Origin of the sequence: Butyrivibrio sp. XB500-5 (assembly GCF_003625505.1) — a bacterium.
Lineage (GTDB): Bacteria > Bacillota > Clostridia > Lachnospirales > Lachnospiraceae > Butyrivibrio.
In genome coordinates this window covers 285855-309187 of the sequence record NZ_RAIS01000002.1, presented here as the reverse complement: position 1 = coordinate 309187, position 23333 = coordinate 285855, and the positions used below count along the sequence as shown (strand labels likewise).

Sequence of the window (23333 nt, the reverse complement as noted above, 5' to 3'; positions counted from 1 at the left end):
TAACCCATACTCGATCTAACAAAAAAGTACAGCAGAGCATTTATATATGCTTTGCTGTACTTTATTATCTTTTAAATATTACTACTTACCCTGTTAATTCAGGCAAGGCCTAAATGCTTTTCAACAAGAGCTACTGTTTCATCAACGCTTCTGCTCGGATCTCTCTCAAGCCAGAAATAATCGCTGTTTTTGATGTCATTGTATTTACTCATATTGAGCTCATACAATGTCTGAGTGCAAGTCTTCTTGGCCTTTTCATAGTCAGTCGCACTATGAATATAATTGCTGAAGTCTTGATGATCGGGGCGAATGCAATAAGTCTCGACCAAATCTGTTGGATCAGAAATCATAAACGCTGCTCTTGAAGATTTCGAAAGCCTTTCTATCTGTTCCATGGTCAAATGACAATCACAGATAACCGGTCCATTCTGAGAGAGTTTTATAAGGTCAAGAATGATAAATCCCAGCTGTTCATCCATAATTCCCATAAGCCAAGCTTTATACTCTTCCACGCTTCTTCCGAAGAATTCATCAGCATCCTTGAACCCTTTGTTCATATTGGGCTGATGCTCAGAATCTGAAATCGATTGGTGAAAAGAAAACCGTTCATCAATATCATAAACCGGTATTCCGTGCTTCTTTCCCAATGCTCTTGAAACTGTGCTCTTTCCTCCGCAGGGTGTTCCTGTAATAAAATATACGTTACGTAAATACTCTTTGAGTATATTATCCTGAAATATCATTTTGATTCTCCTTTATTATTAAGTTTGTCTACAGTAATTTCTTTGTAGCATGAAACCAATAATAAAGTTTCATGCTATCAGATATTTCTTAACTTTCTAAACATCACCATAATAATGTTCTCCTTTTTATAAAATAGTCTTGGCATCTGCCTTAGCCATTCTAACACGGTTTAAGTACATAAGACAATTGTCCGCATATATACTCCTTATTGCTTTCTGGCCTTAATACAAAATGAAAGCGGAAGCATTTTTGCTTTTCTCATCTTGGGCTCTGCATCTTCCGGTGCATTCAAAGCCTCTTGGTCACTTTCTTCCAAGAGCTGCTCGATCACAAATCCCGCTTTGGCAAGAGCATTGATATACGTGGATATCTTGCGATTGCACAATACGATCTCGCTATCATGCACTGGCATTTTAAAATAGGATTCGTCAAAATAGCTTTTTGTCATCTCGAGCTTATCATCATGCAATACTACTTTTCTTTCTTTAGTATCCCATGCTATGCAATAGTTCAAAGTATGATGCCAGCTAAAGATAAAATTTCCGTCCTCTTTAAGATACGATGCGATCTTATCAAAAGTCCCCTGCAGATCGGTCGTCCATCCGATTCCGTAGATAGAATAAACGTAGTCAAAATAGTCCTTTGGAACATCAAGCTTGTCTTCCATCTTGGCGCATATCAAATTAGCCGAATACCCGTTTTCTTTCAAAAGCTTTTCTGCAGTATCAAGCTGCTTTTGCGACAGGTCGACTCCCCATAATTCTCCTGCTCCTCTCTGAGCATTATAGAGTAAAGAGTGTCCGCTTCCGCAGCATATCTCAAGCATCTTCTTACCGCTTAGATCACCAAACAAATGTAGTTCGTCTTCTGTCGGAAAGTAAACGCCGTATTGTGGAAGCGCTGTCGTACCAAACCAAAGATCTGCATGTTCGTTCCAGTAATTCTTATTGATCTCAATTATCTCTTCGTCTCTCATTTGCTTTTTGCTTTCAATCCATTCTTGCGAATATCATCAAGTTCCTCAACGTTAAAGCAACCGCTTTTATATAATCTTAGATATTCCTTGGAAACATCCGAATCAAAAATAAGAACATCATCGGAATTGATAGTTACGTCTACACCGCTTCGATAGAGCTCCGCAATGGGATGCGTCTTTAAATTTTCCACTCTTCCCAGAAGATAATTACTGGAAGGTGTGATATTTAATCTAATGTGATTGTCTATGAGAAACCTTATAACAGAAGGATCTTCTGCCGCCGCTATGCCATGTTGTACCTCATCAAGTTCAAGGCACTCTACTGCGCGGCGTACATCCTCCGCTGTTCCCCACTCTCCAACATGCGCTTTAAGTCTAAGTCCTTCTTCTCTAGCACGTCGATAGATGGTCTTAAAATTCTCTATAGGCTGCGCCAGCTCGTCGCCGTATAGATCAATAGAATAAAAAGCTTTGCATCCCCAAAAATTCGAAAGGCAATCTTCCAAGTATGCAATATCGCAATGTCTGGACATGCCAATCTGTAATCTCAGCTCGATATCAGGCGAGATCTCTTGATGCGCTGTCTCAAATGCCGATACGAGTTCATCTATATCGTTATGAAAAAACTCGTTTAGCCCCCAGACATCTTCACCTATTTCAAGAATAGTCACGCCATCTTCCTTGGCCTGAACAAATGCAGCCTTTATAAGCATCTTCCGCCCTTCGGTGGAATTAAAATATTCTCCTATGTTTTGGGAATTCCATGTATGCATCTCATCCATAGACTGAAGCGGCTTTGTGATCGGCTCAATATCTTTTGCCGAATGCTCTAACAAGAACTTTCTGCTTCCACCAAGCACAAAATGATTGTGCAGATCAGCCTTTGGGCATTTTTTGATAGCATCAAGATCCTCTTGTTTCAGAGCATCTATAAATAACGTCTTTCCTTCATTTATCATTTATCTTTTATTCCCCGCAACTCTCGTCAAAAATTATATGATCCCTCTTCGCTCCGCTTCCTGCATTAACTTGGGCTGGATCAGAGGGTATGTCCAATTATCAGGTAACCTGTCCGTGATCTCAATTCGCTCAATTTCACTGTGAAGTTCCGACTCAAAAGAGTGGATATCTGCATAACAAAGTAATCCAAAGGTTTCTTTACCATCGAAATTATCCGGTGCAGTAACTGAATAAACACAGACCGGCTTAAGCTCATGATCGATAGCGCCTGTCTCCTCGTACAATTCCCTCTTAGCGGTGTCTATGATCGCTTCTCCGATTTCTCTGTGACCTCCCGGTATCTCCAGTGTGTCTCGTTCCTTATGCTTGCAGAAAACCCATTTACCATCCGTCTTCGCGATGATAACTGCAAATTTCAGTAAGCTGTCATCTACCTCATCATAAAACTTTACTTCAACCATTTTATAGTTCTCCTTATCCCCATATGTTCCACTGAATTAAATTCTAGCAAATGCGCCTGACTCAAACAACAAAAAATCAAGCCGCTGCGCTGCACCTCTGCAGCACGCGGCTTGACATATAATTTATTATTCCAGTTCGCAAATACAGCTTTGCTTTGCAGAAGTTACTGCTTTTCAGATTCAATCTTCTTTAAAGTATCATCTAATATCTCTTTTCTCAATTCAGTAAGCCAATCTGAAAAAGAAACTGTATCAAATGCATATGTTTTATTGAGCTCATACTCATTATCAGACCAGGTATCTAACGGAGATTCATTATGCTGTATAAGTGCTTCAAGCTTATCCAAAGACTTATATAACTTTGCTTCCTTGGTCTCTTGAGCATCCATCTCTTTGTATAACTCAGTTATATCCGTGGATAATTCCTCCGGAAGTGATTTTACCCATTTGTTTAGGAGCGAATCCTCAACCTCTCTGTCATTATCAGTCTTGATAAATGTAGGAATATCCCCGGTAAAGCATTCTCCAAGATCGTGAATAAGGCACATATCTACAACTTTATCTATATCTAAATCCGGAAACTCATGTTTCAACAGAAACGCCATAAGTGAAATACGCCAACTATGCTCAGCTACACTCTCTGTTCTGCCTTTTGTAGTAGTACAGTGGCGAGGAGTATCTTTTAATTTTTCAGCAACGTGCAAAATATCCAGGTACTCTCTAGCTTTCATACATATCCTCCGTTCTGTCTCTCCAAGTCTAAGAAAATACTATCTCAAGCACTCGTATTTTAAATTATACGTATTCCTACTATTCTCTTCCATACACAACCGCATAAAAAGCGAAAACGTAAGCCCCCAAAAATAAGCGCAGCAAAAAGCCATACCATTCTGTACCTCTAACACATCTCTTTTTATTACCTAACCCACTGTTTAATCGGATTCCCACATTTTATCGTCTACTCCAGCTCGCAAATGTATTTTTTGATCAACGTACATATGCTGACTTTAGGTTTGTTTGACAGTTCTTTTCTGAACGGTTTGAATGTATCTACTGTACTTTTTGAAGTTTGTATTGCCATTTTATTGTCACGGGTGACAAGATGATTCTAACATTGTCTCGCTCATGCGTCACCCACGTTTTCAAAAAAGCTTACTGCATTTTCATCCATTTCTTTCACAGTACTGAAGTATTTGAAACTATTATCAGCTTCCTGCCTGTCAAAGACGAAATTGCCATGTTCTGCCACCCATTTTGACACATCATAGAACAGCCGGCACATAGATTCCACGACGCTCCACATGTCGTTAACATCGGCGCCGCAATAAGTGTCCAGATACTTCTGCCACTCTTCCTCAGAGAGCCATTTCTTCATATATTTTCCGGATTTACCAACACTGACAGAAAAATCGGTCAGCTCTCCTATTTTCCAGGAAAGCATCTTTTCAAGCTGCTTTCTGACCACGAAGTTCAACATATCCTGTGCGTATGTCACTTCTTTCCTCCAAAGGCCCTTTGCGACATTGTTAAGGCACCACCAGAATTCGTTGCAGACGGCCGCATACTGTTCCTTTGACGGCCGATGGACTAAATAAGTTTCTTCCGATGCCTCGGGAATCGACGGAAGAATTCCATCTTTATCAAGCAAAATCTTGCACAAGCTGTCTTCCGTAACATTTTCCTTTGCATGTGGGATCGATTTCAAAGTAAGATCCAGCCGGTTCCCATCCGTGAAGATCATAAGCAAGCCATAGGAGTTTTCTTTATCACTCGGATAATCCGGATGTTCGTCCGGGAACTGCATAAACAGAATATCCCCGAATCGCCTGATCCACTCCTTGTCCCGAATAAAGGATCCGGTTTCTTTTACGACATAAACAATGTCATAATCCTGAAAAATATCCTTTGGTGCATTGGGATTGGTTCGTGATCCATTCATATAAACGGCACGGATCCTGGCATCTTCCTTCGCTGTACGCAGGATCAGTTCCATCATCTCTTTCTCTGTGCGCATTTATCATTTACCCCCACATTATTGATTAAGAGTCTCAGACATTTCTTTCAGCCCTTTCTTGCAATCGCAGTAAACTCTCCCGGGAGTTTCTCATTCTCCCATGAAGGATGCTCATCAAAACGCTCCAAAGTAAATCCATTCCCTATAATGGAATTGATGATCTCGCTGATGGTGTACTTCCTATAATGGCATTTCGGAATCTGCCTACGTATTTCCTCATCATAAAACCTTGCATGCGCCATCTCACCTTCAAAGATACCTGTTGAGAAATAACTCATGGTTGGTTGCTGGAGACCTAAAATATCAGAGATTTTGGTAAATGGATGGAAGTCGCTACAAACCACCTTTCCACCGGGCTTAAGCAGTCCGTTCATCATGTTCATAAAAGCATCTATATCGTGAAAATAGTGAAGGATTCCACCTTCCATGAATACGACATCAAAGAAACCGGCATACTTGTCCATATCGATTTCCATGATATCGCAAACTTCATAGCCTATGTTTACACCTGCAGCTTCAGCTGTTTCCACGGCATATTTCTTATTGGCTTCGGAAATGTCAAAAACGGTAACCTCCGCCCCAAGCAAAGCCAGCGGTATTGCTTTCTTTCCGCAGGATCCGCATATATTGGCAACCTTGATACCATCAAAAGAATCAAAGTAGTTTACATACTGTTTCAGCATTTTCTTGGGATTTTCTTTATCCTTTAATGCCCTTTCTTCCGGAGTTCCGGCGGTTCTTACCCAAAAGTCATATGCGTCAAACTCCCAGGCTTTCTTATGTTGTTTACTGTAATCTTCCAAAACCGTTATCCTCCCGGCATTTTATATGGACATTTATCCCTCAAGTTGAATTGCGCCATAACCTGCTAAACTAGATATTCTTTAATCATAGCCTTTATTATATTAGAACTGATGGCATGTTGAGAAGTCTCAAATGTCATGATCATATTTTTCCCTAGAAAATATCCACTTTGCTCATATGTCTCTATCTTAACTATATTCTTGTTTGCATAAGCTATGTTATCCATCATTCCAAAATGTTCCCAGATATATTCCTTTCTAGTTCTGATATTAAGGCATGTAAAATCTGGTCTTACTGCTCCCATGCCCTTAAGTGCAAGTGGGTATTCATATCTGTATGGAATGCCACTTTGTTCCAGCATATTGGCTATTATCAGCTCAGATTTTGATCTTACCCTTATTCCATTGTTTGAAAAAAACTCTGTAACACTTTCATTAATTCCCATAGGCTCGTAGATTTCTTTTTTCCAATTCTCAACATATATTTCCAGAGGTTCAATGATTGGTGTAACAAGCTTTTTCCTTGCATCTGCCATGCCCATATACACATTTTCAAGTGACTTTATATCATAGAGCTTTAAAAACTCCCAAATATTATTTCTGATTTTTACTAGTTTCTTTTTAAGTAGCATTTCATAATCTCGCTGTGCCACCTTCTTCAGCTTGTCCATTTCTTCGATTCTCGCATACTTCCGCTTTTGTGCGAGCTTGTCTACCCAGTAATACTGGTCTTTCCCGTTGCTCTTACTTATTGCAATACCACAATTGCTCAAGCTTTTTACCCTTATAGCCTTCTTATCAATTTGGGTTATTAGAGCATCTATCTCCTGTATTTGTTTTTCCAATTTTTCCTTGTAATCCTGCATCAACAAACTCCTTTTTTCAGATCTACGTGACTCTACTTTATCTTTTGACTATTATCACGTAGTGCTGCACTGATATTCAGGCATTCTACGTGATACGCTTTGTTAACCAGCCCTTTCTCACGTAAATTTTCCAGATATCTACTCATTTCTACGTGGACCACAAGAATCAAGAGCAACATCTCACGTAGATGCCATAAACATCATGCATGTCACTACGCGAATAGTAGTTCAAAAAAGCCACTGCTCACGTAAGCCGTCTTTTGCCCCTTCTTTATCTATTATTTTGGGATTTACCAAGCTGTCCCAGAATGAACAGCCATTTCAAAACAAACTTTGAAAAGAACTATCTTGAAATACAAGTGACAATATATAACAACACAGAAAAAAAGTAAAGAGATTTCTAACCGTATGGATTTCCATACGGTTATGCCTTAAGGATTAGACTCTGACGAATTCAGCCAGTATAACAACAGAGCCCTAGAAGTCGCGTATATGCGCTTCCAGGGCCTAATACAATAACACTCGTTAATCATTCCATCTCTACCGTTCCCGGCGGCTTGGATGTGAGGTCATACATTACGCGGTTAACGCCTTTAACCTCATTTATGATCCTGCTCATGACTTTCTGGAGGACATCAAAAGGAAGCTCTGATGCCTCGGCGGTCATGAAGTCTACTGTCTCTACTGCGCGGAGAACAATTGCGTAGTCATAGGTACGCTCGTCACCCATAACTCCGACGGAGCGCATATTTGATAGTGCTGCAAAATACTGATCAGGGAGCTTGGAAAGTCCTGCTGCAGCAATCTCTTCTCTGTAGATGAAATCAGCATCCTGAACGATTCTGACCTTCTCGGCTGTAACTTCTCCGATGATACGGATTCCAAGTCCGGGGCCGGGGAAGGGCTGACGGAATACAAGATACTCGGGAAGTCCGAGTTCAAGTCCTGCCTTACGAACCTCGTCCTTGAACAATGTCTTGAGGGGTTCGATGATCTCCTTGAAATCAACAAAATCAGGAAGTCCTCCAACGTTGTGATGTGACTTGATTACTGCTGACTCGCCGCCAAGTCCGGACTCTACAACGTCGGGATATATTGTTCCCTGTGCTAGGAAGTCAACTGCGCCGATCTTCTTGGCCTCTTCCTCAAATACACGGATAAACTCTTCTCCGATGATCTTACGCTTGCGCTCGGGTTCTTCTGCTCCCGCAAGCTTAGCATAATATCTCTCAGCCGCATTTACGCGGATAAAGTTAATATCAAAGTTGCCTTTCTCGCCGAATACGCCTTCAACCTCGTCGCCTTCGTTCTTACGAAGAAGTCCGTGATCTACAAATACGCATGTGAGCTGCTTACCGATCGCCTTAGCAAGTAAAGCGGCAAGAACCGATGAATCAACACCACCTGAGAGAGCAAGTAAAACCTTGCCGTCTCCGACTTTTGCCTTGATTTCTTTAATAGTGTTCTCAACGAAGGAATCCATTCTCCATGTACCTGCAGTCTGGCAGATGCCTCTTACGAAGTTATGGAGAATTTCTTTTCCTCTTACTGTATGTAATACTTCGGGATGGAACTGGATTGCATACAGCTTTTTATCTTCACAAGCTGCAGCAGCAACAGGGCAGTCCGCGGTGTGAGCTATGATATCAAATCCGGGAGCAACCTTGCTGATGTAATCAAAATGACTCATCCATACGATGGTGTCATCTTCAACACCTGCAAATAACTTGTCCTTGGAGCCGTCGATAAATGTCTGTGTCTTACCGTATTCTCTTACCGGCGCCTTCTCAACCTTTCCGCCAAGTACGTGCATCATAAGCTGTGCACCGTAACAAAGACCAAGCACGGGAATACCAAGTTCAAAAAGCTCCTTGGTGTATGTGGGCGCGCCCTCTTCATAACATGAATTGGGGCCTCCCGTTAAGATGATCCCCTTGGGTGCCATTGCCTTGATCTGCTCGATCGGTGTGCGATATGAATAGATCTCGCAATAGACATTGCATTCTCTGACACGACGAGCAACCAGCTGATTGTACTGTCCGCCGAAATCAAGAACTATAACCTTTTCTTCTGCAGTCATTGATTCCTCCCGAAAAACTATTCGTCTATATATTAATTCTGTACGATTATACACTACTGTATAATTCCAAACAACATATTATACAGATATCTTGCCAAAAGATATCTCGCATAACCTTACAGATATCTTCTTACACAAATGATCGATCTGTACATCGCAGAGCTGTACTTGATTCCCGTCTTCTGCGTACTTGCATGTACTATCTGTCCGCCGCCTATATATATTCCGACGTGTCCACCGTAGTAAATAACATCTCCGGGCTGTGCTTCGGAATATGAAACTTCTCTTCCGTAAGCTCCCTGCTCCCATGATGTTCTCGGAACAGAGATTCCAAATGCCTTGTAAACAGAATATACAAATCCTGAACAGTCAGCTCCGTCAGTAAGACTTGTTCCTCCGGGAACATAAGGATTACCTACGAACTGGCAAGCATAATTGGCTACGTTGGAACCTGACGCACTTCCCGCGGGAGCATAGCTCTTAGATCCGCCGGATGATTTCGAGCCTCCAGAGCCGCTTGATCCGCCGGATCCCGAGCCGCCTGAGTCGCTTGAAGCATAACTGTTCCTCTCCGCTTCTTCGGCGTCACGAGCTGCCTGCGTGGCTTTTCTGGCCTCATCAACCTCTTTCTGCTTGGCCTCTATCTGTTTCTGAAGGCTTGCCATTCCCGACTGCTGGCTCTTGATCTGCGCCGTATAAACCGCAGCATCCTGCTTAGCCTTGGCAAGCTTAACCTCATAGTCCGCATAAGTAGCCTTGTACTTCGCAAGAAGCTCTTCCATATATGCCTGCTCTTCTTCAAGCTCAAACTGCGAAGTTTCAAGTTCGCCCTTCTCAACCTCAAGCTGCTCCTTAATAGCCTTGGCCGTTTCCTTTGCTTCTACATATTCAAGCAGCTTATTTCTGTCATACTCATAAAGCTCTTCAACATACTGTGCTTTATTAAGCGCATCCGCGTAACTTGTAGCAGTCAAAAGAATCTGTACATACGATAAGTTTCCTTTCTCGTACATAAACTTGATTCTCTGAACCATCGCCTGATAAAGAGTCTCTTCTTTCTGCTTGGCATCCTCATACTCTTTTTGTTTTACATCAATCTCAGCCTGCTTCTTGGCAATATCCTCTTTTATCATCTCGATATCGGCCATGATGGCAACTATCTCAGAGTTGGTTTCGTCAATAGCTTCCTGCGTCTCACCTTGCGCCTCCGAGATTGAACCGATCTTGCTGTTGGCATTGTCGAGGCCCTTCTGGCTCTCTTTTTTCTGCTTCTCAAGTTCTTTCTTCTTGTTCTTGAGCTCCTGCTCTTCCTTTTCAAGCTTGTCCTGTTTTTCCTGTAAATCAGAACTGGTGGTAGCCCGGACAGGGGTCACCACCAGCATACTAAGGACTAAGGAAAGAATTATTGCAGAAAAAGTATTTCTTTTTTTCATTTCATCCTCCTTGTCCTTTATTATTCAAAACTCTATATATCTATAATAACATGTTGACGCGGCAAAAGAAATTTCGCTAATCCGTCAATTACAGGTCGCAATTACCCACAGTTCTGGGGAAAGATTCAACGTCTCTGATGTTGCCCATACCTGTGAGGTACATTACGCAACGCTCAAATCCAAGACCGAATCCTGCATGACGAACGCTTCCGTATCTTCTGAGGTCAAGATAGAACTGATAATCATCCTTCTTCATTCCAAGCTCATCCATGCGCTTTTCAAGAATCTCAAGATTATCTTCTCTCTGGCTTCCGCCAATAATCTCTCCGATTCCGGGGACAAGACAATCGGCTGCTGCAACAGTCTTGCCGTCTTCGTTGAGCTTCATGTAGAACGCCTTGATCTCCTTGGGATAATCAGTTACGAATACAGGCTTTTTGAATACTTCCTCTGTAAGGAATCTCTCGTGCTCGGTCTGAAGATCGCAGCCCCAAGATACCTTGTAGTCGAACTTATCATTGTTCTTGGAAAGGATATCAATTGCCTCAGTATATGTGATACGTCCGAATTCGTTATTTACTACGTTGTTAAGTCTGTCGATGAGACCCTTGTCGATAAATTCGTTGAAGAACGCCATCTCCTCAGGACAATGCTCAAGAACATAATTGATAACATACTTAAGCATAGCTTCAGCTGTGTCGCAGTCATCCTTAAGATCTGCAAAACACATCTCAGGCTCGATCATCCAGAACTCAGCTGCATGTCTTGTTGTGTTGGAGTTCTCTGCACGGAATGTAGGTCCGAATGTATAAACGTTCTTAAATGCAAAAGCATAAGTCTCAACGTTGAGCTGTCCGCTTACTGTAAGGTTAACGGGCTTTCCAAAGAAGTCCTTGGAGAAATCAACTCCGCCGTCCTCAGTCTTAGGAACATTGTTAAGGTCAAGTGTTGTTACCTGGAACATTTCGCCTGCACCTTCACAGTCACTTCCTGTGATAAGGGGAGTATGAACATATACAAAGTTTCTCTCCTGGAAGAAAGAGTGAATTGCATATGCGGCAACTGAACGAACCTTGAACACTGCCTCAAAAGTGTTGGTTCTTGCACGAAGATGAGGAATTGTTCTAAGGAACTCAAGAGTATGTCTCTTCTTCTGAAGAGGATAATCTGAAGTAGAAGCTCCCTCGATCTCAACTGTTTCTGCCTGCATCTCGAAAGGCTGCTTTGCTCCGGGAGTGGCAACAATTGTTCCTGTTGCGATAACCGCTGCTCCTACATTCAACTTGCTGATCTCAGCAAAGTTGGAAAGTGAATCAGAATATACAATCTGCAGGGGCTTAAAATATGTTCCGTCGTTAAGAACAATAAATCCTATAGCCTTGGAATCACGAATGCTTCTGATCCAACCACCTACTGTAACCTTCTGTCCTGCGTATTTATCCTGTTCTTCAAATAATGCTCTGATATCTGTAAGTTCCATAGCATCCTCCCTAATCAAATCATTTCTCAACAGGCTCAATTACATTTGCACTGTCCATTAATATCTTCATAACTTCTTCTGCCATGAGTCCTTCTCTGCAAACCTCGGGATCAACCTTCTCCCTGAAGCTCTCATATGTGCTGAATGCAGTATTGGATCCGTCGCCATACATATCCTTGAGGTACTTCTCAACAGCATCATCTGTTATCTCAATGCCCTCTTTTTTGGCTACGGCTGCAAGAGCAACAAACTTATTGGCATTTTTATTAACCAGATCCTTGATAAAATCTTCAGGCTCTCCCGTAACACCCTCGTTCTGCATAAGAATAGCAACGAGATCTGCATCGGTAGTCTTCTGACCTGTATACATATAGTATGAATTCATATATGTATTTACCATATCCCTCTGCTCAATAAGATATCTATTGAAAAGCTTCTCGGGAATTTCCTTGAACTTGCTGTTATCAACCAAGTTGTTGATAAGCTGTTCTCTAAGTTCGGTTTCGTAATCAGAATCAGCTGTCTGCTGAAGATTGTCTCTTACACTCTTTCTGAGGCCTTCAAGATCCGAAACATCTGTGATGGCAAGGCTCTTAGCCCATTCATCTGTGATATCGGTTGATTTCTGTGAGATCTTATTAACCTTAACGGTAAAGATTACATCTTTTCCGGCAAGATTGGCTGCAGCATAATCATCGGGGAACTTAAGATTGATATCTTTGCTCTCTTCAAGAGCCATTCCGATAACACCGTCCTCAAATCCGGGGATAAAAGAGCCTGAGCCGATCTCAAGGTCGTATCCCTGAGCAGTTCCGCCATCAAAACCCTCTCCGGAATCAGCATATTTGCCTTCAAAATCAATATTTACAACATCGCCGCTCTCAACCGCTCTGTCTGTAATCTCAGTCATAAGAGGTGAGCTCATTGAAAGATTCTTGATATATTCCTCAACCTGCTCATCTGTAACGGTTGCGGGTGCAAGTTCAACGGTAATACCCTTGTATTCTCCAAGTTCTACATAATCTTCGGGATTGATATCATTAAGACTGATTGTCTCAAGCTTGTCTACATCTTTGAAAATAGCGAGTGTAGAAGCAGAATTATCCTCTGATGAAGCTGATGCTGCAGAAGCACTGTCCGCCTCAGCTGCCTTATTGCTTGATCCCTTACAAGCAGTTAACGAAGTTGCCATTAAAACACCGATCATAACGAGTGCCAATTTATTTTTCATAATGTACTCCTTAATTAATGCAAATTTCATAAAAACAATATTTTTTATACTACCACACCTTGCAAAATGATTAAAGTATTTATTTGCCTAACGCTCCAAAGAATGCTACAATACTTCTTGCTATTATTTGTGTTTTGGAGGAATGAAAATTGAGTACAGCACTTATCGTTACAATCGTAATTGCGGTTATTTTAGTAGCGCTCGTTGTTGCGCTTATCATTATAGGTAAAAAAGCCGAAAAGAGACAGGCAGAGCAGCAAGTACAGCTCGATGCCATGAAACAGACCGTTGCAATGCTTATTATTGATAAAAAGAGAATGAAACTTAACGAAGCAGGTCTTCCTCAGTCTGTAGTAGAGCAGACTCCCAAGCTTCTTAGAAGATCTAAGCTTCCCATTCTTAAAGTAAGAGTCGGCAACAGAGTTATGAGCCTTATCTGCGACGAGAAGATCTTCGAATCGGTTCCCGTTAAAAAAGAGGTTAAGGCAACCGTAAGTGGTATCTACGTAACAGAAGTTAAGGGTCTTCACGGCAAAACCGTTGTTACCGAGAAAAAGAAAGGATTCTTCAAGGATCTTATCTCAAAGGCTCAGGAAAAAGCCGGAGCCAAGATGGTTAAATAATAAATGAGGGCTTTCGCATTAAATAAAATGCGAAAGCCCATTTTTATTTACTGATTATCCGATGTCAATCCAAATTTTTTCCCTAAGAAAAGAAATCCCGTATATCCTTTTTTGTCCAAAAGAGCTATAGTATCTGTCCCCTTGGGTATAGTTACTTTATAGCGCTTTCCTTTGTGCCCTTTTTCCAAAAAATGAATCTCAACAGTAACATCGGGTCTTTTTGCTATTTCCTCCATTATTACCCTGTTGAAAGATAACCATGAGCTTGTCCTGATCACAACCGTTGAATTCTTTGGAGCTTTTCTGATAAGCTCAACAGTTTCTGTAATAAACTCGGCGAATGGCGAAACAGACACGGTTACCTCTTCTTTGGGGCCGTGGTCATCACTATCTTCGTCATCGTCATTATCTTCATCACCACCGACATCAACGATCTCTTCAATCGGCGTCGGCTCTTCCTTTTCTTCAGCCTTTATTTTTACTGCGATGCAAACAGCCATCGTATCTGAATGAGTATCGTCTCCGGTTGCCTGATACCAAACGTAATAAGTACCTGCATCTGTAGCGGAAGGGACTGTCTCGCTCCATCCTGATGTAGGTTCACTTGAAGAACTGCTACCCAATGCATACTTAAGCTCACCGTTTGTTACTTCGCCGGCTGTTACAAGTTCTTGCGCAGCACCTGTAAATGTCAGCTCCTTGGCTGAAGGTGCCGTATTTATCGTTGCTGATTCGCATTCTGTATAAGTAAATGTGAAAGTCCATTCTCGACGAATCATACGCGATGTAGGATCAATATCCCATTCGCCTCCCTTGTATCCGGGATTTGGCTTTAATCCTACTGCCGGAACCTCATCCGTCGAGAGCGTCGGCCCAAAATCTTCATCATCCCACATATGGGTCGGATAGATAATATCCTCTGTCGTTCCATCATTCCAGGCACCGTTGACTACAACAAAAATAACATTGTTGGTCAATAGCTCTCTTGCTTCTGCCTTTAGCGGTCTCCCCCACATAATTCCGACCATCATTATCAGTGCCAATGCGACTGACATTAGCCTTTTCCCCATTTTCTTCATACCATTACCTCCTACTATAACCTTAAATATCTATAATAAAATGAATGATGCTATCGGCATCGTCGTGGTATGCGAGATAGCATACACTACATTCATCTTATTTTTGTCTCTATGGTTATCACCGAATCCGAAATGATCTCATCCCCCATCTTTATTGCGTACTCGGCGACAGCCTTAATCTCCCCAACATCTCCCTCTTCAAACACAAGGCTCTTCGTGATCACGTTCATAAACATCTTGCCATAAGGCGTGTTATACTCGGTCTCGTGGTCCTTACCTTCACTAAATACAAGGCCTGTACTCATTGCTCCGCCTCTTTGGATTTCCATTGTCTTTCTGTCAGCGGAAATAACTGCCTTGTTGTGGAACACGAGTCTGTGTCCGGCTGTTTCCTGTATTTCTTTATACTCGATAACGCTTACCCCATCGGCGCCAATCTCATATATTCCCTCAGATACGGTATTTATCTTTTCTTCCGGCTCTCCCTGTCTGTTGTGGATACCGGTCACGTTTACTTCTATTTTTTTCTTCATAAAATCATTCCAATTCTTCTATATATTCAGCCTCGAGCATTTTTACCTATTCTGCCCGGGATTTATCGGTGTTGTTACAAACAGCTGCGGAGCAAGACCGCTTTTTTCAACAGCCTTATAAGCACCTTCCGCTGTTTCCTTATCATCAAAAATACCAAAGACGGTCGGGCCGCTTCCGGTCATAAATGCTCTGATCGCGCCGTTATCTTCCATGATCTTCTCCAATTTACCTATAACTCCATGTTCTCCTGCCGTTACAGGCTCAAGCACGTTGCCTATAAGATCACAAATTTTATGCACATCTCCGTCCTCGATAGCTTTCCTGACACCATCTATATCGGGATGAACATCAATTCCTTTTTTATCAAGCTCCTTATACACCCAAGGAGTTGAAACGCCGATCTCAGGTTTAGCCACTACGATATGACAGCTTGGCATATCTTTGATCACAGTAAGCTCCTCGCCGATTCCCTCTGCAAGAGCCGTTCCTCCGATTATACAATAGGGAATATCTGCACCGAGCTTAACCGCGAGCTCGCAAAGCTCATCATTACTGAGCCCAAGTCCCCAGAGCTCGTTAAGAGCAATATATGCCGCTGCTGCGTCGGTGCTTCCGCCCGCCATTCCCGCTGCTACGGGAATTCTTTTGATAAGCTCTATGTTAACGCCTTTATTTATCCCATATTTTTCCTTAAGCTGATAAGCAACCTTGCATATCAGGTTATCTTTTCCAAGGGGAAGATTACTTCCGGGAGCGATAAGAATAACTTCGCCGCTTTCATTATCTTCAAAAGTAAGGGTGTCATAAATATCAACGTTTTGCATTATCATACGCACGATATGGTATCCGTCTTCACGTGTACCCACAACATCCAGTCCCAGATTTATTTTTGCATAAGCTTTTCTTTCTGTCTTCATCGCTATTTACCTCGTATTTTCGCAGTCTAAAAGCCTTTTTTCGCTTCCCGACAAGGCTATTATATCAGATAAAAAAGTTTATAAAAATTTATTATTTTTTATTATTTTACCCCTAAATTATTTGATAAAATAGCCGATAAGACAGATAGGTAAACTATAGTTTCGTTTCAGCGCGGTATTTAGTATCCTGTCGCGGAAAAGGAGTTCACTATGGGCGTAAACGGAGTTACCGAGGTTACTAACAACATCGCAACCACCTATGCTTCATCGATCAATCCTTCCTCCGTCGAGGAGAAAAAGAAAGACAATGAAGTGCAGGAGAAAGCCCAAGCTGCGGCTGTGTATGAGAAGTCTGATGAAAAACAGGCATCCTCTTCTCAAAACACAGACAGAACTAAGATCATTAAACAGATGCAAGCTGATGTTGCAGCACGCCAGCAGCAGTTGCTGGATATTGTCCAGAAGATGATGGGCAAACAGGCAAAGGCATACGGCATTGCTAATTCTGAAAATGATGAGGATTCTATCTGGAAATTCCTTGCAAAAGGTGATTTCACCGTGGATGCGGCTACCAAGGCTCAGGCTGAGGCAGACATCGCCGAGGACGGATATTGGGGCGTTAAGCAGACCTCCGAGCGTATCCTCGACTTTGCCAAAACTCTTGCCGGAGACGATCCGGAGAAGCTTGAAAAAATGAGAGCTGCTTTTGAAAAGGGTTATGCGCAGGCGGAAAAGACATGGGGAGGCGAGCTTCCCGATATCTCTAAGCGCACCTTTGATGCAGTAATGAAAGGATTTGACGAGCTTACCGGAAAAACAGAGACAGAATAATCGTTGCTAGTAACAAAAGGAAGAGCCTATAAAGACTCTTCCTTTTACGTTGCACAAAAATAAGTTGTTCAATAAAGGATCAAACAATACCTCTTATCTCATTTATATCCTGTACATTACATTTCTTCATGTACTCTTCTATTCCATCGACAACCTTTTCAGTTGTATACGGATCGTGGAAATTCATAGCTCCGACTGCAATTGCCGTAGCTCCCGCCATGATAAACTCTATGGCATCCTCGGCATTTGCTATTCCGCCCATTCCTATTATAGGAATATTAACGGCGTGAGCCGCCTCATATACCATTCTTACGGCAACGGGTTTGATTGCAGGGCCTGACATTCCGCCGGTTTTATTTGCAAGCGCGAACTGTCTCTTATAAATATCAATCTTCATTCCTGTGATCGTATTTATAAGCGAGATCGCATCGGCGCCTGCTGCCTCTGCGGCTTTTGCCATCTCGGCAATGCTTGTTACATTGGGGCTGAGCTTCATGATAATGGGCTGCTTAGCCTTCTCTTTTATCCTCTTAGTGATGTCATAAAGAGCATCCTTGTTCTGACCGAATGCGATTGCTCCCTCTTTAACGTTGGGGCATGAAACGTTGATCTCAAGCATGTCTACCTTCTGATCACCGAGTCTTTCAACAACCTCAAGATAGTCCTCAACCGACTTACCGCATACGTTGACGATGACTTTGGTGTCATATCCGGACAAAAAGCTCAGATCTCTGTCGATGAACACGTCGATACCGGGATTCTGAAGGCCGATCGCGTTGAGCATTCCGCCGTATACTTCGGCAACTCTCGGTGTCGGATTTCCGGGCCACGGAACATTGGCAACACCCTTGGTCACTACTGCGCCAAGCTTATTAAGATCTACAAACTCCGAATATTCCATTCCGGATCCGAATGTTCCGGAAGCTGTCATTACGGGATTTTTAAATTCTACACCTGCTATCTCTACTTTAGTATTCATATATCACATCTCCAAATCGTCAGCATCAAATACGGGACCGTCGGTACATATTCTTGCGTTATGAACGCGCGAGTGGTCATCTATCTCTTTTGTCTTGGTAATACATCCAAGGCACGCTCCGACTCCGCATGCCATTCTCTCTTCAAGAGAAAGATAAGCCTTAGCACCTATTTCCTGTGCATATGCCTTGATCGCTCTGAGCATTGGCATAGGTCCGCAGGCAAAGATAACGTCGCACTTGATGTCATTTGCTTTGATCGCATCTATGACATTTCCCTTGGTTCCTACGCTACCGTCTTCAGTTGCGATGTACATGTCCGAATACTTTTTAAATTCATCTGAGAGAAAAGTCTCGCTGTTTCTGTATCCCATAACAGCGCTTACTTTAGCATCCGTAAGGCGCTTGGCCGTCTCAAGAAGCGGAGGAACACCGATTCCTCCGCCCATGACAACAACATTTTTTCCATTTGCCTTATCAAGAGGAAATCCGTTTCCGAGAGGTCCAAGTATCATAATAAAATCATCCGGCTGATATAGAGAAAATTCCGCCGTTCCGCTTCCGACAACTCTATACACAAGTCGTATTGCCGACCTTTCGGTATCGACTTCGCATACGCTTATCGGTCTGGGTAAAAGAGTTGCCTTATTAACGGGGTATACTCCCACAAACTGCCCCGGAACAACGTCTTTCGCAAAAGGTGTCTCAAGCCACAGCTCGTATATGCCTTCGGCAAGAAGCCCGCAGCCAAGTACCTTCGCTTCTTTTTTCATCTTGTTAGCCATCAGATTTCTCCTTAATATCTTAATTACAAAAATGCATTACTGCTCTTCGACAAATCCATTACTTATAAGGTCATCAATCGCTTCCTCATCGTAACTTGAAAACTCACCTAAAGGATCATTGCCGGTATTGTCAAAGCCGGTGTGATCGTCATAATATTTTTTGTACTCTCTCCACTTATACTGGATCGCGCTGTCCAAATAATCTTCCTCAAACGTTCTAACGTATACGGTAGCTTTCTTGGTAGGAGCAGCTGGCTCAACAAAAGGTGTGAATTCAGTGAACTCATAGCCATGCTTATCTATGATCTCTTTCCACTTATCGTATGTGATCTTCTCCGCATTGTCTGCTGTAGGATCACTGTCAGAACGATAGTAGATTACATCATCTCCTGCCAGATCATATCTGATTCCTTCTACGACCTCAAGCTTGTCCTTATTGAAATTATTAAATGTAGCAACAGCCACCGTTGTATCTGAATTGGAATCTCCGACTTCTTTGATGATTGTTCCGTCTGTTCCGAAATAGTACTGATCGTAGCCTTCACACTTAACTACATGCTCGGGCTTGCCATCTTTCATAGTAAAAATATCGTATATAAGAGAATTGTATCTTCCTCTTGCCTGAAGATTGGTATCAACTATGTAACTGGTCGATCCGAGAATAAGCTCATCTGTACCGTCGCCGTCAAGGTCCTTCAAAAGATAGCCGTATCTTACATCGGTATCCATATCCATTTCTCCGGCCTTGATCTTGGTGTTTTCAGAAACGTCTAATCCGCTTACATCGCCCTTTTCTACTGCTGCCTTAATTTCAGAAATAAATGCATCGTAAGCTTCGGCGCTGTTTCCGGCTGTATCTTCGGGCGCAGCATTCTCACTGCCGACATCACTGCTATCAACGTCGATGTTCGACTCTTCGCTATCCACAGACACGCCTGAATCCGTCTTTTCATCAATTGATGACAGTCCTGACTGGCATCCTGACAAAACTACGCATAACATAATTGCTGCCACTAATTTTCTCTTCATCTTTTCTCTCCTTTTTAGCATCTTTGTTATATAAAGCGCTTTACGCCTTATAAACTACTTTCCCCGCACATATTGTATAGTAGATCTTTCCGGGAAGCGTCTCTCCGAGAAACGGTGTGTTGGACGCTTTGGAAACACTCTTATCAAACACCCACATCTCATCCTTGGAAAAAAGTATGAGATCGGCTCTTCCGCCTTCTTTAACTTCTCCGGCGTCGAGCCCGTATATCTTGGCGGGATTGATCGTCATCCTCTTTAATAGTCCCGTAAGACTCATATATCCCTTGTTTACTATCTCTCTTATTCCAAGTGAAAAAGAGGTCTCAAGTCCCGTTATTCCGCTGGGTGCGGCAGTTATCGGTCTTTCTTTTTCTTCCTTGGAATGAGGGGCATGATCTGTTGCGATAGTCTCTATCGTTCCGTCCTTAAGCCCTTCAATTATAGCTAGCCTGTCTCTCTCAAGTCGTAGCGGCGGATTCATCTTTGCGAGAGTTCCGTGCTCAAGAACCGCTTCTTCCGTAAGTGTAAAGTGATGCGGCGTTGCTTCCGCATATACGTTTACGCCTCTCTTTTTTGCCTGTCTGATAAGCTCGACGGATTCCGCGGCACTTATGTGCTGAACCGTGATCTTGGCTCCCGTCCTCTCGGCTATCTCGATATCTCTTTTTACCATGGCAATCTCCGCATCGCGCGGCGATCCCTTGATCCCAAGCTTCTTCGCAACCATTCCCGCGTTTACTCCGTTATCGGAAATATAAGCGGGATCTTCTTCGTGAAGGCTTATAACCTTATCGTATCTTGCCGCCTTTTCACAAGCTTTCTCCATCAGCTTTGCATCGGTTATGGGTTTACCGTCATCAGTAAAAAGAACTGCTCCCGCTTCTATAAGCTTCTTAAAATCGGTGAGCTCTTTTCCTTCCATTCCCACTGTTACGTTTCCGCAAGTATAAACGTTTATTCCTGTCTCTTTTCCCTTGTCGAGAGCGTATTTAAGAGTGTCGGGGGTGTCCATGTGCGGATTTGTGTTTCCCATCATGACAACCGTCGTAAAGCCGCCCTTCTTGGCAGCTTCCGCTCCAGTGTATATGTCTTCTTTGTAAGTAGCACCGGGATCTCTGAAATGAACGTGTGCATCCACAAGTCCCGCAGTAACAATAAGGCCCGAAGCATCGATCACTTCGTTTCTCTTATCATTCTCAAGATCTTCCACGTGCTCGCTTCCGCGCTCCGCTATGGTTGTTATCATGCCATTGTCGATAACAATGTCTTTTACCCCCTGAAGATCAGAAGCGGGGTCGATCAGAAATCCGTTTTTAATAATTAACATGCGCCCTCTCCATTTTTTATTTTCGCCGTTTATATTATAAAAACCATCAATTTTTTCTCCTGCCCCATTATACGACAATTTAATAGATAATGGCATTAAAATATGTGGTAAAATAGCTTTTGGAAAATAATATCAGGAAAAGAGGTTTAAATGATTCGCTTAGTTTTAACGCTTTTATTTATTGTTATATTTCTTATTTTCAGCATCCCGATACAGCTTGTTTTGCTGATCATTAAGATATTTAATCCACAGCTTGTAAAGACAGCCTCACTTGCAATTGTAAGTTGGGCTTTCAGATGTATCATATTTATCTGCGGTATTAAGCAGACGGTTATCGGTGAAGAGAACGTCCCCAAGGACAAGGCTGTTCTCTATGTAGGTAACCACAGAAGCTATTTCGACATCGTTCTTACATACCCAAGAGTTCCGGGGCCCACAGGCTTCATATCCAAGGATGTTATTAAAAAGGTTCCGATTCTGGGCTTTTGGATGGTATTTCTTGATTGCCTGTTCCTTGACAGAAAAGATCTCAGAAAAGGCCTTGAGATGGTTCTTTCCGCGATCGATAAGGTTAAAAACGGTATCTCAATCTTTATCTTCCCTGAGGGAACGAGAAACACAACGGATGCTCCCGTTCTTGATTTTCACAAAGGAAGCTTTAAGATCGCACAGAAATCGGGATGTCCCATTGTACCTGTTGTAATCAATCACTCAAGAGACATCTTCGAAAATCATATGCCGTTCCTTAAGGCTACACACGTTACTATCGAGTATTGTCCTCCGGTTTATTTAAATGAACTTGAAAAAGAAGATCAGAGGAATATCGATGTTTATGTAAAGGACATAATCGAAAAGACTTATATTAAAAACGAAAAGTAATAACTGTACTTAAGCAAAATGTAATTAATCATTTAAGCGGACATGTAACCGGTTTACATGTCCGCTTTTATTATATCTTTATACAACTTACCGGATCACATCTTACTTCCCTTTGATCCGCCGCCAAGCTTAACACCTTCAAGGACGTTAGTCTCGAATGAGTAAACAACCTTGTGGTTTTCTCTGTCTGCCTTGAGCGCGAGATCGATCATATTATCGAGAAGATGCTCGTACTTCATTCCAAGAGGCTCCCAGAGGTAGAAAGCAAGTGATCCGGGAATAGTGTTTATCTCGTTGAGGTAAACGTTGTTATTGTCCATATCGATCATGAAATCGATTCTTGATACACCGCTGCATCCAAGGCACTTGAATGCTTCTACTGCCATTGTTCTGATCTTATCTCTCATCTCATCGGAGATGTCTGCAGGGATTTTTCTTTTAAGAGAAGCCATTCCTTCACTGCCTGATGACTTGGCTCCCTTGGCACTTCCCTTGGCTCCGCCGATATACTTATCTTCAAAAGAAAGGATCTCATCTGAGTTGATAGGTTCCTCGCACTCGGAAGCCTCAGCCTCTTCATAGTCACCAAGAACCGAGCAGTTGATCTCCTTAAGGTTCTCAATTGCGGGCTCAACAAGGATCTTTTTTGAAAACTCAAAACCAAGCTCGAGCGCTTCAACAAGTCCCTCTCTGTCAGATGCCTTCTTGATTCCGATACTTGATCCGAGATTGATGGGCTTTATGATAACGGGATATTTAAATGCTGCTTCTATCTTAGCTATAAGTGCATCAACATCCTCATAGTCAACCCATGTGTAGCACTTACAATCAAGAACGGGAATATTGTTGTCCTTAAGCACTGTCTTCATAACATACTTATTCATTCCGACTGCGGATGAAAGAACATCACATCCGACAACGGGAAGTCCCATCGTCGCAAGATAGCCCTGAAGATTTCCGTCCTCAACATTTGTTCCGTGAACAATAGGGAACGCCACATCAACAGTTGTAATTACACTATTTCCGAACTTTTTCATGGGGTATCTAACGAGAGAAACTTTATCTTTTTCTTTTACCCAGATAACCTGTGTGCTCTTTTTAAGAAGATCCGAAATATGAGTGTACTCTTCGATATTTCCGATACTCTCACCCACATAAAAATCATTGTTCTTGGTCATGTAAACAGGAATAATATCATACTTATCCTTGTTCATGCTTCCTATTGCCTGGATTGCAGAGATAATAGAAATCTCATGTTCTGTACTTTTTCCGCCGAATAAAACCGCTACTTTAAGTTTCATAGT

Annotated in this window: 23 protein-coding genes; 3 read left to right on the top strand and 20 right to left on the bottom strand. The window is 42.3% G+C overall.

The genetic code is table 11. From position 1 onward, the window contains the following. Positions 1-98: 98 nt before the first annotated feature. From D6856_RS06110 to tig, 12 genes are all read right to left on the bottom strand, one after another. Positions 99-743: a shikimate kinase gene (locus tag D6856_RS06110; RefSeq protein ID WP_120686189.1), complete on the bottom strand. Its 645-nt coding sequence runs from the start codon at positions 741-743 to the stop codon at positions 99-101. 206 nt (positions 744-949) lie between these two features. After that, on the bottom strand, positions 950-1720 hold the full coding sequence (locus D6856_RS06105; protein WP_120686188.1) for a class I SAM-dependent methyltransferase: 771 nt from the start codon (positions 1718-1720) through the stop codon (positions 950-952). Then, entirely contained in the window at positions 1717-2679 is a 963-nt protein-coding gene (locus tag D6856_RS06100; RefSeq protein WP_120686187.1) for an adenosine deaminase, read from the bottom strand. Before D6856_RS06100 ends, D6856_RS06105 begins: the two co-directional genes overlap by 4 nt. A gap of 33 nt (positions 2680-2712) precedes the next feature. Continuing rightward, the gene (locus D6856_RS06095; RefSeq protein WP_120686186.1) at positions 2713-3141 is read right to left on the bottom strand and encodes an NUDIX hydrolase; all 429 of its coding nucleotides are present in this window, start codon (positions 3139-3141) and stop codon (positions 2713-2715) included. A gap of 164 nt (positions 3142-3305) precedes the next feature. Continuing rightward, positions 3306-3872: an HD domain-containing protein gene (locus D6856_RS06090; protein ID WP_120686185.1), complete on the bottom strand. Its 567-nt coding sequence runs from the start codon at positions 3870-3872 to the stop codon at positions 3306-3308. Between the two features lie 392 nt (positions 3873-4264). Next, positions 4265-5155 carry an aminoglycoside 6-adenylyltransferase gene (locus D6856_RS06085; protein WP_120686184.1) on the bottom strand — a complete coding sequence of 297 codons (891 nt, stop codon included), beginning with the start codon at positions 5153-5155 and terminating at the stop codon, positions 4265-4267. 47 nt (positions 5156-5202) lie between these two features. Continuing rightward, positions 5203-5958, bottom strand: coding sequence for a class I SAM-dependent methyltransferase (locus D6856_RS06080; RefSeq protein ID WP_120686183.1), 756 nt, complete (start codon positions 5956-5958; stop codon positions 5203-5205). A 65-nt stretch (positions 5959-6023) separates the two neighbouring features. Then, positions 6024-6824, bottom strand: coding sequence for a hypothetical protein (locus D6856_RS06075; protein ID WP_120686182.1), 801 nt, complete (start codon positions 6822-6824; stop codon positions 6024-6026). A gap of 529 nt (positions 6825-7353) precedes the next feature. Next, a complete protein-coding gene (gene guaA, locus D6856_RS06070; RefSeq protein WP_120686181.1) occupies positions 7354-8904 on the bottom strand; it encodes a glutamine-hydrolyzing GMP synthase in 1551 nt (516 codons plus the stop codon). Between the two features lie 116 nt (positions 8905-9020). After that, on the bottom strand, positions 9021-10337 hold the full coding sequence (locus D6856_RS06065) for a C40 family peptidase (RefSeq protein ID WP_120686180.1): 1317 nt from the start codon (positions 10335-10337) through the stop codon (positions 9021-9023). Between the two features lie 88 nt (positions 10338-10425). Next, complete coding sequence (gene asnS / locus D6856_RS06060; RefSeq protein WP_092246148.1) at positions 10426-11817, bottom strand: asparagine--tRNA ligase; 1392 nt, start codon at positions 11815-11817, stop codon at positions 10426-10428. Between the two features lie 19 nt (positions 11818-11836). Next, on the bottom strand, positions 11837-13048 hold the full coding sequence (gene tig, locus D6856_RS06055; RefSeq protein WP_158588846.1) for a trigger factor: 1212 nt from the start codon (positions 13046-13048) through the stop codon (positions 11837-11839). Positions 13049-13197: 149 nt separating this feature from the next. On the opposite strand from tig, the gene D6856_RS06050 reads away from it, so the two are divergent. Then, complete coding sequence (locus D6856_RS06050; protein ID WP_120686178.1) at positions 13198-13671, top strand: hypothetical protein; 474 nt, start codon at positions 13198-13200, stop codon at positions 13669-13671. A 47-nt stretch (positions 13672-13718) separates the two neighbouring features. Here D6856_RS06050 and D6856_RS06045 read toward each other — a convergent pair whose 3' ends face one another. The 3 genes from D6856_RS06045 to ispE all read right to left on the bottom strand — a co-directional run bounded on the left by D6856_RS06045 (position 13719) and on the right by ispE (position 16201). Next, positions 13719-14750, bottom strand: coding sequence for a hypothetical protein (locus D6856_RS06045; protein ID WP_120686177.1), 1032 nt, complete (start codon positions 14748-14750; stop codon positions 13719-13721). A gap of 92 nt (positions 14751-14842) precedes the next feature. Then, positions 14843-15283, bottom strand: a complete 441-nt coding sequence (locus D6856_RS06040) for a DUF1934 domain-containing protein (protein ID WP_120686176.1) — start codon at positions 15281-15283, stop codon at positions 14843-14845. Positions 15284-15325: 42 nt separating this feature from the next. Then, on the bottom strand, positions 15326-16201 hold the full coding sequence (gene ispE / locus D6856_RS06035) for a 4-(cytidine 5'-diphospho)-2-C-methyl-D-erythritol kinase (protein WP_120686175.1): 876 nt from the start codon (positions 16199-16201) through the stop codon (positions 15326-15328). Positions 16202-16411: 210 nt separating this feature from the next. On the opposite strand from ispE, the gene D6856_RS06030 reads away from it, so the two are divergent. Next, on the top strand, positions 16412-17032 hold the full coding sequence (locus D6856_RS06030) for a hypothetical protein (protein ID WP_092246165.1): 621 nt from the start codon (positions 16412-16414) through the stop codon (positions 17030-17032). A gap of 79 nt (positions 17033-17111) precedes the next feature. On the opposite strand, the gene D6856_RS06025 is transcribed toward D6856_RS06030, so the two are convergent. Genes D6856_RS06025 through D6856_RS06010 form a run of 4 tightly spaced genes read right to left on the bottom strand, consistent with a single transcriptional unit; the run spans position 17112 to position 21150 of the window. Further along, positions 17112-18011: a dihydroorotate dehydrogenase gene (locus D6856_RS06025; RefSeq protein ID WP_120686174.1), complete on the bottom strand. Its 900-nt coding sequence runs from the start codon at positions 18009-18011 to the stop codon at positions 17112-17114. 3 nt (positions 18012-18014) lie between these two features. Next, complete coding sequence (locus D6856_RS06020) at positions 18015-18794, bottom strand: dihydroorotate dehydrogenase electron transfer subunit (RefSeq protein WP_120686173.1); 780 nt, start codon at positions 18792-18794, stop codon at positions 18015-18017. A 36-nt stretch (positions 18795-18830) separates the two neighbouring features. Beyond that, the gene (locus tag D6856_RS06015) at positions 18831-19823 is read right to left on the bottom strand and encodes a hypothetical protein (RefSeq protein WP_120686172.1); all 993 of its coding nucleotides are present in this window, start codon (positions 19821-19823) and stop codon (positions 18831-18833) included. Positions 19824-19863: 40 nt separating this feature from the next. Next, complete coding sequence (locus tag D6856_RS06010) at positions 19864-21150, bottom strand: dihydroorotase (RefSeq protein ID WP_120686171.1); 1287 nt, start codon at positions 21148-21150, stop codon at positions 19864-19866. 150 nt (positions 21151-21300) lie between these two features. Between D6856_RS06010 and D6856_RS06005 the strand changes: the two genes are divergently transcribed. Continuing rightward, positions 21301-22029: a lysophospholipid acyltransferase family protein gene (locus D6856_RS06005; protein ID WP_120686170.1), complete on the top strand. Its 729-nt coding sequence runs from the start codon at positions 21301-21303 to the stop codon at positions 22027-22029. A 95-nt stretch (positions 22030-22124) separates the two neighbouring features. On the opposite strand, the gene D6856_RS06000 is transcribed toward D6856_RS06005, so the two are convergent. Then, complete coding sequence (locus D6856_RS06000) at positions 22125-23330, bottom strand: D-alanine--D-alanine ligase family protein (RefSeq protein ID WP_120686169.1); 1206 nt, start codon at positions 23328-23330, stop codon at positions 22125-22127. Positions 23331-23333 lie beyond the last annotated feature (3 nt).